This is a genomic window from Micromonospora sp. KC207 (assembly GCF_004348615.1).
Lineage (GTDB): Bacteria > Actinomycetota > Actinomycetes > Mycobacteriales > Micromonosporaceae > Micromonospora.
Map to the genome: position 1 here is coordinate 1 of NZ_SMKJ01000288.1, position 8,871 is coordinate 8,871.

The following is an 8,871-nucleotide window of genomic DNA, read 5'->3' on the forward strand; positions in this document are numbered from 1 at the left end:
CTGCCCACCCTGCGCCAGCCCAGGTCAACGACGGCCCACTACCCGGACACCCACCCCACCAGGCAAGACCCACACATCCCACCACAGTAGACAGGGATCGAACCCTGACGGACCCGTATCCCAACCATGATCCAGACCAGCCGACACGCAAACGCACTGGTCAGCACCAACCAGCACGGACCCTCGCCGAAACAGCACACCGACAACGGAGCACCATCGGAGCACCAGATTCCAAATCCTGGGAAGATCCGTCCCAACCCGCAGAAGCGATCAAGGCCGTGACCCCCGTTTCCGCGGGTCACGGCCTTGATCGTGAAGTGCGCCCGAAGGGACTCGAACCCCTAACCTTCTGATCCGTAGTCCGAACCCATCAGATGCCCTCTACGTTGCGTAACGGCAGCTTCGCGTGTGCCGCTGCGTGCTGATGCGTGCCGCAATTAGCGGCTGAGTATCTGCTGGTCAGGGCGATCCAGCGGATGGAGCATCAGATCCTGCCGTAAAAGAGATCGGGCGTGCGTGACGTATCTTGCTGGCCCTGGTCCGAGCGCGCTGGTTGAACTCCGGACATCCGAGCACCACCGGAGCACCATCGCGATCGGTAACCCCGCCTTGATGAGCCTGGGCCCGACCGCTGACGGCCGCCGAAGCTGGACAGTGCGTTTCGAAGCACCTCTACGCCTTCGAGAGCGGTCGCCTGTCGCAAGGCTGCGCCACCCACGTTCACACCGGCCGGAGGTCGAACCCTGGTTGCGATCCTCGCCCGGCCCGGTGGCCGGGCGCAGCGCCGGTGATGTTGCCCTTCTTGTCGCGTGGTGCGGTGCGGTTGCGATCCTCGCCCGGCGCGATGGCCGGGCGCAGCATCTCCGTCCGGCCGGCACGCTGCGGGTTGACGCCGTACAGGATGCCGCCGGTCGAGGGTGGGTCTCCGGGTAGCGGCGCGGGAAGGTCCGGGCTGGCCAGGAGGAACGCGGCGGCGAGGGCCTGGGTGTCCATGGTGCGCAGCATCCGCAGCCCGTCGGTGGCCAGGGGCAGGGTGGTGGTCCAGCCTGCCAGTTGCCGCCAGGTGGCCGGCTGCACGTCGAGGAGGGTGGACGCGGCGGCGGCCCGTACCTGCGCGCACGCCTGCGCCAGCTCGGCCTCGGAGCGGGCGTGCACGGTCAGGTACAGGCCGACCCGGAACAGCTTCGCCGCGCCGCGGGCGAGTCGTTCGGCCAGGTCACCGGCGTCCTCGGCGGCGGCGTCGACGTAGGGGTCGGCCAGCTTGCCCCGGTCGGAGTCGGCCCGCCTCGACGACTCCAGGCGGGCCCGTTGGGTGCGTAGGCGGGCGGCGGCGATCGGCGCCGGCAGCGGCTCGATGTGCAGGGCGAGGTCGAGGCGGCCCGGCCAGGACAGCAGCGGTTCCAGCCAGGCGCCGCCGACCTCGGCGGGGTAGCCGGTCACGACCAGGGTGGCGGCGTACCCGTCGCCGACGCGCAGCCAGCGGGGCGTGACCTCGACCGCGGCGGGTGCGACCGTCGACGCCACAGAGCCCGTCCAGGGCTGCTCGCCGGTGTCGGCTCCGGCCCTGCGCCTGTTCGTGATCATGACCGTGTTCTCCTTCTACGAGGGCGGGGTGGGGTGGCCGCGGTGATGACGGCGTCGGGTGCGGCCAGGCCGCCCGGGCGCGGCGGCCGGTAGGGGTCGGCCGCGTTGGTGAGGGCGGCGGTGACCGCCTGGCCGTCCAAGACGCGGGGGGTGACGCCGAGGCCGGACAACGCGCGGGCGGGTGTCGTCGGCGCGGCGCCGCGCGGCGCGATGGCCGTGTTCGCTGGCAGGGGTGCGGGTGACGACCAGGACCTGGCGGCACAGCGGGTCGCGGCGGGCGGCGAGGTCTGCGAGGAAGTCGGCGTGGTTGGCGCACGCCGCGCGCGACGAGCGCGACAACGCCGCCCACGATCAAGCCAAGCCAGGGCGACCCCACCTCTGGGAGTGAGAGAGATAAGTGGATCACTTGCTGCTCGCTCATCACTGCTGGTCACGGAAAGCGATGACACTCCGAGTGACACTTACGTGACACTCACCGTCCACACTAGCCACACACGACGACGGGCCTGATTACGTTTCCGCAGTTCAGGCCCATTGCAACGCCGCACCGCTACGCAGCGCACCACCGGAACGGATCTTGACGGTTATCTACCTTCCATCCCCAACCACCGATGCACTCCAACTCATGCAAGAAGGTTGACGGCAGCGCGGATGCTCGCTCATAGCCTCAGGCGCACGAGCGAGAACAGCACACTCCGCAGCCACCGTCACTCCTCGATGTCTATCCGCACAAGGACCTCCCGGATTCGTCCTGAGTCAACCAGCTGACGTAACAGGTCCGCCGCAGCGGCGATGCCGCCCTGACCAACGATCACTAGGTCGGCGCATTGGAAGTATGCGCCCGAGAAACACTCTCCTGTCGCTTCCCATCGCTCCATCAACCGTCGAATCTCAGCCAATGTCAGGAAAGTAGCACTCCACCGACTTCCGTCGTCAAGGGTTACTTCCACATCCACGTTCTCGACAGTGTCGGCGTCGTCAGCCGCACCAAGCATGAACGCAGCCTCAGCACCGTTTAGCTGGACTTTGGTGAGCGGACTATTGGCCATAGAGTTCAGTCAGCCTTTTGATCACCGCTGCCTCATTGGACTTATCAGCCTTTCCCACGATCTGCACCCCGCCGTCAACATTCCTGAAAAAGAGTCGCGCGCCGTTCCTTCCTCTAGCGTAGGAGACGTCTGTCCCAGCAAGGGATTTACTACCCAGCCCCGGATTCATGTTTCCCTCACCAAGCTGCTTGAACAATCCGTCCATCTCTTGCTGAACTCGCTGGTTTCGCCCTGCCTGTTGCGCGGCCTTTGTAAGGAAGTTGTCGGCACCAATTGCGGAGGACATCGCATTTCCGCAGTTGTGCACGAGGACCGGGGTGTTGCCGGCTAGCACATAGTACGTGTGCAGGCGGGCGACGGTCAGATTGTAGGCTGGTCCGTTGGAGAATTTTCCTCGCTTCAGGCCCTGCGTCGGCACCTCTCGGCCTGACGGGGTCAGCAGAAGGTCACCGGAGTCGAGGGCGCTTGCTGGTTGCCACTCGCGGTCGGTTGCGTTCCAGTAGGGATGGTCCTCGGTCGTGGAGAGCGATGCGCCCGCTACGTCCAATTGGTGGAGGCTGTCTTCGTGCACCCAGACGTTGGTGACGGGTTCCTGGCTCACCTCGCCGGTCTCGGGGTCCTCAGCTACGAGGCGGTCGCCGACCTTTAGTTCGCTGATGGGTTTCGTCTCGCCGTCGGCGAGGAGGACGGGTGTGTCGCCGGCGAAGCTGCACAGCGCGCCGGCGGCGAGCCCGTATCCGCTGAGGGCTCCGATGCCAGCGCCCCCAAGAAGGCTGCCGGTTGCGGCGAATTCTCCCACCCCTGCGGCAGCGCTGGTGGCGGCTCGGCCGCCGGGGGAAGCGGCGAGCCGGGTCAGGGCGGGTCCGACAGCCCGTAGCGCGACTCCTGCGGCTACCCAGCATTCGGGTCCTGCCAACGCACAGGCTGCGGTTCCCGCTACGAGTGCTACCGCGACGAGGCCGGCCAGCCCTCCCGAGTTCGATTTCCAGGAGATGCTGTTGCAGCTTGCTTCCGACAGGCCGAGCATGCGGTAGCAGGCGTAGGAGCCGTGGGCCGGGTCTTGGGCGGCCCATTGGTATGCGTCGCCCCAGGTGAAGACACCGTCGGGGTCTCGATAGCCGCTGGAGAGCACGTATTCAGGGATGCCCCCGGGTACGGGGGTGGCCAAGTGGTTGGCCAGCACCTCGACCTTGACGTGCCCGGAGGGCTGGTGGGTCTCGCTGCAACCGTTGCAGCCGTCGTTGTGGCCGGGGATCTCGACGTACTCGTCGTAGAGGTCGTCGTAGTCGGAGCCGGGTCGACAGTTGTCGTCGGAGCAGGCTTTGAGGCCGCTGGGGTCGGACAGGGTGACGGGGCTGTTGTCCGCGTAGGAGTAGCCGTGCCACTGCTGTGGGTTGGCGAGGTCTTGGACGGGGTCGACGCTGATGAACCGGCCGAGTTTGGGGTCGTATTCGCGGGCGCCGAGATGGGTGAGTCCGGTGGGGTCTTGGTCGCCGCCGACGAAGCCACGGGCGTTGGGCCAGTTGGGTGTGCTGCCGCGGGGTTGGCCGTAGGGCTCTTGCCGTCGGGTGGTGACGGCGTGGGAGGTGGCGTTGATGGCGGTGAGTTGGGTGCCTTGGTGGTCGGTGTAGGTCCAGGTGAGCCCGGTGGGGTTGCGGCTGGCGATGAGCTGGCCGCCGAAGGTGTAGTAGCGGGTACCGCCCCGCTGCGCCGCCGCATGATCCAGCAGCTCAGCTGTGCCGTGCAGACACCAAAAACGTGTGCCGCAGGCGCGACCCACACGCGACTCACACTACGACGGGGTAGATAGCCGATCGGCTATCTTCCCCGGTCGAATGAGTGTGCCCGGAGGGACCCGTGATACGTAGGCCGCCTCCAGCCGCTCGGCGAACGTTAGATTCGCCTACCACTTCCGAGAATTGCAGAGATCAGAAATCAGCGCCTGCATGAGATCCCAGACGCGAGCGGGACTTACATATCCAGTACTTGCGCCCGTGTAACGGCTCGTGTCTCGAACTAGAAGCACCACACTCAACCATCCGACAAGAATAGAGATTACCGTGATAGGGAGGATAAAGAAGACGATTGGCACGACAAAATCTTTAACGCTGGCAACGCGCCCTGCCAACATCAGGACGAGTAGGATCGGCATGCTCACGACACCGATCCGAAGCCCGAGGACGGCGGCGCGCCATCGCCTGCTTTGCCGAATCTTCGACTTCGCCGACTGATCATTCACCACAGTTCACCCTTAGTATTCGACTAGATAGAATGCGTCTGCGCATGACACTCCAGTTGTGACCGTGTAGGCGAACGGTGGGAAGGGAGTATAGGCTGCTCCAACTCCCCCGGCGACCCCGACTTGATAATTGCCTGCAAGATCGGCCTCACCGCCTGCCACAACCACCCCGACCTCGCCAGCCGACACCTGTGCATAGGGGTTGCAGCCACCCTTGTCCCTAATTTGCTGATTGGAATAGTTGACTCCGATGGTGGCGTCAACGCCTACGCTCGGGTGGCCGGGCGCAGCGGTGGCAGCACGGACAGGCGTCCGGGTCGCCGATCGCGTCGTTGCGATCCTCGCCCGGCGCGGTGGCCGGGCGCAGCATGGGTACAGGCAAGCGAGCGAGGGAGACGGACATGGCGTTGCGATCCTCGCCCGGCGCGGTGGCCGGGCGCAGCTGGGTGACGTAGCGGGTGGCGGCGTCGAGGTCGCCGTTGCGATCCTCGCCCGGCGCGGTGGCCGGGCGCAGGTCCTCTCCGTAGACGTGGGAGAGTGCCACGTCTCGCTCCAAGATCGGTACCAGCTGAGAAGCCGATGAGTCTGACCGCACGGCGGCTGTGGCATCACCTCGGCCCCCTTGCCGCGTGCTACCTACGACGCTAGGAAGAGATAGGGAACACGAGGTCGGCAAACGATCCGTAGCAGATCCGGGCGCCGGAGCAGGACGGCTTCAGGCATCATCCCGGAGGTGGATGCCAGCGAGGTCAGGGTCATTCTGGTCGACGATCTCCGGTCCTTCGTGGACGGGCGCAAGGCGGAGGTGGCCCGCACCAGCGCGGCCGGGGTCCAACTCCTCGACCAGTACCGGGGCCGACGGCTGGACGAGCTATGGCTGGACCACGACCTCGGCGGGAACGACACGATCTGGCCGGTCGTGGAACTGCTGGAACAAGCAGCGTTCGAGGGACACCCACTCGACATCGGCGTCGTCTACGTCCACTCCGCCAACCCCGTCGGCGTCACAAAGATCGTGCAGGTGCTGCGGCACTGGGGTTACAACGTCCGCGCCGCGCCCGGCTCGACCGATGTCGGCTACCTCGACCGGCCCGCCTAAACGAGGTGACCGTTGCGTAGCGCCCGACCTGCAGCAGATCCAGATACCCGATCCTGCAGCAGGGCTGGCGGCTTTCAAATGACGAGGGCCAGATGGCGTACGACGAAGTCTCGCCAGAGGGCGATGGCTCCGGGATCCGTCTTCGCGTGCGTGCCGACGTAGCCAGCGAGTTGTTTGTCCACTGACCCCAGCAGGTCGAACAGCGCCAACTGACCATGCCTGGGGAAGATCTCGTCGTGCCACTGGACGTGGAAGAGCACCGGGGCGCTGATTCGCCGGGCATCTCTCGCGACACGCTCCGGAGCGGCCATTCCTTCGTGCATGGCCGCCCCCTGCTGAAGGCCGAACTTGCCGAAGACCAAGCACCGGAACCGGTCGCCCATCTCTGCCGCGACGGACAGACCGAACCGTGTCCCCATGGACATGCCGACATACGCGAGCTGGTCCGAGGCAGCAAGACCCATCGCCGCGATGGCATCCACGGTCGCCCGCCAGTCCTCCGCCATCCTGTCGAGGACAACCTCGATCCCCGTCTCGGCGACCCGGGCCTGGTACTGCGCCGCCGACAACGGAGCAGACACGCGGTCGCCGTGATAGGGGCCGTCGATCGCGACCGCCGTAAGGCCGGCATACGTCGCGAACCACCGGGCGAGCTCCACGATCCGGCCGCTCCGCTTGTGCCCACTACCACCGTGACCCAGAAGGACCAACGGCCGCGGCGTGGACCAGCAAGACGGCAGCCAGAGCACGCCCGGAACGTCGCCGCTCGTCCCCACAACGTGAAACGACCGCTCGGCGACGCCGTCGATCACCCGGTGATCGAACCACTCGACAGCCGCGGGCATGGGGTCATCCAACCAGCCGATCACCGCCGGTCGCGACTGACCGTTTACCAACCTGGAGAGCAGCGCGCATGTCTGCAGCGGAAGCGGATGCTGGCAAGCAGATTGCGCGGCAAGGCCTCTGCGTGCCCCTGCTCCCGAACCCAACCGTGATTGGCGTTCAGAGGCGCCACCGATCCATAGTCACCATCACGGAACCGACATTCGTGGCACGGTTCCTCCTCGATCCCGACACGACCGAGGAGTCTGTGGCCGGAGTAGGTCGATATGGAGTCAGACGAGCCGCTCCAGGCTGCCATGGAGACAGCGACAGCGGACCTACTCCACCTGGGCTTCCTGGAGATCCGGTTTCTCACCGCGTCGCTCCTCGAAGCCCGCCCGGCGGACGCATTGGCCCGACGTCATGAGCGAACGATCATGATCGCCGACATCTGCCACCAACTTCCAGGGCTCCTCGCACCGCAGCGGCGCCATCAACTCGCCGACGGGCTGCGATACCAGTGGCGAACAGCAAACAACACCAAGCGCCAGTGGCTGCGGTCCCGTTGGGACCACCTGAACTACGACCGCTGGCTGACCGACGCCGAAACTGCTGAGATGCCCACTTCCGACGAGAACAACCGCAACAACACGCCAGGGGCGTCCACTCCGGCGCGGTGGCCGGGCGCAGCATGGTGACGATCGCGGTACCGCCGACGACCACGCCCGAGGTTGCGATTCTCGCCCGGCGCGGTGGTCGGGCGCAGCGACTGCACGTACCGGACCCGCTGCACGGTCTCCTTGCCGTTGCGATCCTCGCCCGGCGCGGTGGCCGGGCGCAGCACCCGGCGTCGACGCCGGGCCGGTAGACAGTGCCGGTGTTGCGATCCTCGCCCGGCGCGGTGGCCGGGCGCAGCACGAGCTGGACCGCATCGCCGCCACCGACCCGGACCAGTTGCGATCCTCGCCCGGCGCGGTGGCCGGGCGCAGCACAGTCATCCAGACGGCGGCGAGCGCGGCCTGCGCGAGTTGCGATCCTCGCCCGGCGCGGTGGCCGGGCGCAGCAAGCGGATGCCCTGCTCGACCGCACCATCATCATCGTTGCGATCCTCGCCCGGCGCGGTGGCCGGGCGCAGCCTGGTCGTGGGCCGCTCAGTGTTTCGGCGTGGGCCGTGTTGCGATCCTCGCCCGGCGCGGTGGCCGGGCGCAGCTGGGCATGGTGGAGTCACCGCACGGCCGATGCCAGCGCGGTTGCGATCCTCGCCCGGCGCGGTGGCCGGGCGCAGCGCGGGCCGCAAGCCGCCGGCGGAGCCGGAGCCGGAGTTGCGATCCTCGCCCGGCGCGGTGGCCGGGCGCAGCCAGGCCACCGAGGTGCAAGTCGCCTACCTGACCGTGTTGCGATCCTCGCCCGGCGCGGTGGCCGGGCGCAGCGCGACCATTCGATCGGCAGGAGATCCGGGTTGGACGTCGTTGCGATCCTCGCCCGGCGCGGTGGCCGGGCGCAGCGTGCCGGCGCTCGACGTCGACGAGCTGCTGCTCGGCGTTGCGATCCTCGCCCGGCGCGGTGGCCGGGCGCAGCCCGGGTGGCGCCGGCGGGCCAGTAGGGCTTGCCGGGGTTGCGATCCTCGCCCGGCGCGGTGGCCGGGCGCAGCCATAGTTGAGACTCCCACGACATGGCAGAAACGTGGAGTTGCGATCCTCGCCCGGCGCGGTGGCCGGGCGCAGCCGAGCGCGGACGACGTCCAGGCCAGCCTGATCGGAGTTGCGATCCTCGCCCGGCGCGGTGGCCGGGCGCAGCGGTGGTGTATTCAATCATGCTGCTCCCTAGTAGTGCTTTGTCATGATCGGAGTCGTTGTCGGGGTTTTCGTCTTGCGGGGAAGCGGGTTTTGCAGGTGGGGCAGGCGCCGGCCAGGCGGACGAGTAGGTGTTGCAGTTCGCGGAGTACTGCATAGAGGCTCAGGCCGGCGCGGGGGCTTTTGGGTCGAGGCGTTGCAGGGTGCAGTAGGCGTGGGCGGCGGCCACGAGGGTGACGTGGTGGTGCCAGCCTTGCCAGGTGCGGCCTTCGTAGTGGTCCAGGC

The 8,871-nt window shown here is 67.1% G+C and carries 4 protein-coding genes, 2 pseudogenes and 2 CRISPR repeat arrays; of the genes and pseudogenes, 1 reads left to right on the top strand and 5 read right to left on the bottom strand.

The window, feature by feature from the left end; all coding sequences use genetic code 11:
* Positions 1–870 precede the first annotated feature (870 nt).
* The 4 genes and pseudogenes from E1258_RS26650 to E1258_RS26665 form a co-directional block, all read right to left on the bottom strand.
* A pseudogene (locus tag E1258_RS26650) lies at positions 871–1,584 on the bottom strand (conjugal transfer protein TraC); the annotation flags it as partial.
* Positions 1,581–1,905, bottom strand: a pseudogene (locus E1258_RS35195) (PrgI family protein); the annotation flags it as partial. The pseudogenes E1258_RS35195 and E1258_RS26650, both read right to left, overlap by 4 nt.
* Positions 1,906–2,291: 386 nt before the next feature.
* Positions 2,292–2,633: a hypothetical protein gene (locus E1258_RS26660; protein WP_132405952.1), complete on the bottom strand. Its 342-nt coding sequence runs from the start codon at positions 2,631–2,633 to the stop codon at positions 2,292–2,294.
* Entirely contained in the window at positions 2,623–4,413 is a 1,791-nt protein-coding gene (locus E1258_RS26665) for an RHS repeat-associated core domain-containing protein (protein ID WP_371688691.1), read from the bottom strand. The genes E1258_RS26660 and E1258_RS26665 overlap by 11 nt, the downstream gene beginning before the upstream one ends.
* 712 nt (positions 4,414–5,125) lie before the next feature.
* Positions 5,126–5,387: a CRISPR direct-repeat array (repeat unit 38 nt; unit sequence CGTTGCGATCCTCGCCCGGCGCGGTGGCCGGGCGCAGC).
* Between the two features lie 218 nt (positions 5,388–5,605).
* Between E1258_RS26665 and E1258_RS26670 the strand changes: the two genes are divergently transcribed.
* On the top strand, positions 5,606–5,971 hold the full coding sequence (locus E1258_RS26670; RefSeq protein WP_132405954.1) for a cyclic-phosphate processing receiver domain-containing protein: 366 nt from the start codon (positions 5,606–5,608) through the stop codon (positions 5,969–5,971).
* Between the two features lie 74 nt (positions 5,972–6,045).
* On the opposite strand, the gene E1258_RS26675 is transcribed toward E1258_RS26670, so the two are convergent.
* Positions 6,046–6,840: a dienelactone hydrolase family protein gene (locus tag E1258_RS26675; RefSeq protein ID WP_132405956.1), complete on the bottom strand. Its 795-nt coding sequence runs from the start codon at positions 6,838–6,840 to the stop codon at positions 6,046–6,048.
* A 607-nt stretch (positions 6,841–7,447) separates the two neighbouring features.
* A CRISPR array of direct repeats spans positions 7,448–8,590; the repeat unit is 37 nt; unit sequence GTTGCGATCCTCGCCCGGCGCGGTGGCCGGGCGCAGC.
* The last annotated feature ends 281 nt before the right edge of the window (positions 8,591–8,871 follow it).

Excerpts from the sequence above, each read along its gene's own strand:
- E1258_RS26660 (WP_132405952.1), bottom strand. The coding sequence starts at position 2,633 with ATGGCCAATAGTCCGCTCACCAAAGTCCAGCTAAACGGTGCTGAGGCT.